General features: G+C 48.7%; 3 protein-coding genes and 1 pseudogene. 1 reads left to right on the top strand and 3 read right to left on the bottom strand.

Annotated features, from left to right (window positions below; genetic code table 11):
- From QUA58_RS31430 to QUA58_RS31725, 3 genes are all read right to left on the bottom strand, one after another.
- The coding region (locus QUA58_RS31430) for an HU family DNA-binding protein (protein ID WP_333398033.1) at window positions 1-112 on the bottom strand (112 nt) is incomplete at its 3' end.
- 94 nt (window positions 113-206) lie between these two features.
- Window positions 207-374, bottom strand: a complete 168-nt coding sequence (locus QUA58_RS31730) for a hypothetical protein (protein ID WP_445301923.1) — start codon at window positions 372-374, stop codon at window positions 207-209.
- Window positions 371-565 (bottom strand): plasmid mobilization protein, encoded by a 195-nt coding sequence (locus QUA58_RS31725; protein WP_445301922.1) that lies wholly within the window; start codon window positions 563-565, stop codon window positions 371-373. Before QUA58_RS31725 ends, QUA58_RS31730 begins: the two co-directional genes overlap by 4 nt.
- A 163-nt stretch (window positions 566-728) precedes the next feature.
- Between QUA58_RS31725 and QUA58_RS31420 the strand changes: the two are divergent.
- Window positions 729-1,032: pseudogene (locus tag QUA58_RS31420) on the top strand (hypothetical protein); the annotation flags it as partial.

Raw genomic sequence — 1,032 nt, 5'->3', positions numbered from 1 at the left:
CGGCGACGACTTGGGTGATTGAGTCGATAAAAGCGTCCAGTAAGGCATTAGCTGCTTTTTGGGTGGTGTCGGCCTTGGTTGCCATCAGTTCCACCAGTTCTCCTTTGTTCATAAGTGCGATCGCTCTTTAGTAATTAGTCTTTAGTTATTAGTTATTAGTAACGCAAAACCAGCGCCCCCGTAAGGAGTGCTGGCTTCTGTAACTATCAGACTGTTTCTCCTAGAAGTGCAAGAATCTCTTGTTCTAGTTGATTCATTTGGTCAGTGATGTTGTTGTGATGCTCTTCTGCTGCCTTCAATCTATTCTTAAGCCTTTCTTCGTGAGCTTCAACGTAAGCCAGGTGAGACTGCTGCAGTACCCTCAACTGGCTCAATATTTTCCCAATATTTGCTTTTCCTCCGTCGATAGAGTCTTCCGGGCCTCTATGTAGCCACGTGCTATCGCCTTCAGGAATTCCGTCCGAGACTTCATCCCCAGTGCTCTTGCTTTGCTCTTCAATGCCTCCCAGTCCTCCTCGTCGAGGCGGACTGTTGCGTTTATCGTCTTCTTTTCCTGACTTTGCATAGTTTTTAGCCATATATAAGACCTTTCCCATTAATTGTACGTGCTAGTCTTGACAGTTATTTTAGCACGTGTAATGATTACATCATGATTGCACGTACAAATGCACCGTGCATACCCCAAACATTGACGGGCGGGACTGCATACCCGCCCTTTCCCTAAACCTATGTACACCCTAGAACAGCTACAACAGAAATCACTCAAGGGACTGAAGGAAATAGGCTACCAGCTCAACGTGTTCCCAGCGGGCGACAAGCGCTGCCGCCAAAACTGGATTAATACCTTATTTGGTACTCAGCCCCCGCTGCTGCAACTGCTGGAAGTTTCCCCCAGCGAAGCTCCGAACACTACGCACGAAGCTCCGAACACTACGCACGAAGCTCCGAACACTACGCACGAAGCTCCGATGGAATCTGCCGACTCGATCGAAGTTCAACGCCAGGAGCCGCCGATCGAGTCCAAGTTTGGCC

It is taken from the genome of Microcoleus sp. N9_A1, from assembly GCF_036701795.1.
Lineage (GTDB): Bacteria > Cyanobacteriota > Cyanobacteriia > Cyanobacteriales > Microcoleaceae > Microcoleus.
This window is presented reverse-complemented; position numbering and strand designations above follow the sequence as displayed.